At 45.8% G+C, this 262-nt stretch carries 1 protein-coding gene; it reads left to right on the top strand.

The annotated features are described in order from the left end of the window. Positions 1–250: hypothetical protein (locus G3N94_RS42070; protein ID WP_205799997.1), on the top strand; the 250-nt coding region annotated here is incomplete at its 5' end. Between the last annotated feature and the right edge of the window lie 12 nt (positions 251–262).

The raw sequence follows: 262 nt of genomic DNA, 5'->3' as shown, positions 1-262 counted from the left end.
ATATCGGCTGTCGTTCTTTAACAATCTGGAAGAAGTAAGTAATTTGGATAGCGGAAGCGTCTATGAGATGGACGTGGAAACTATCCGGGTTGTGATTGTATCGATGTATCTCAAGATGATTCGAACTCTATGTTTGACTCAATTGGAATACGGCACAACGCGAGAACTCAAACCTGTAACGAGACAGACTCGTTATAGGGTCAAGCGAACAAGTGCATGTGGTGGATGCCTTGGCGATCACAGGCGATGAAGGACGCGGTAG

It is taken from the genome of Burkholderia sp. Ac-20353 (assembly GCF_017104785.1).
Taxonomy (GTDB): domain Bacteria; phylum Pseudomonadota; class Gammaproteobacteria; order Burkholderiales; family Burkholderiaceae; genus Burkholderia.
The sequence above is the reverse complement of the archived record's forward strand: the minus strand, read 5'-3'. Positions and strand labels throughout refer to the sequence as shown.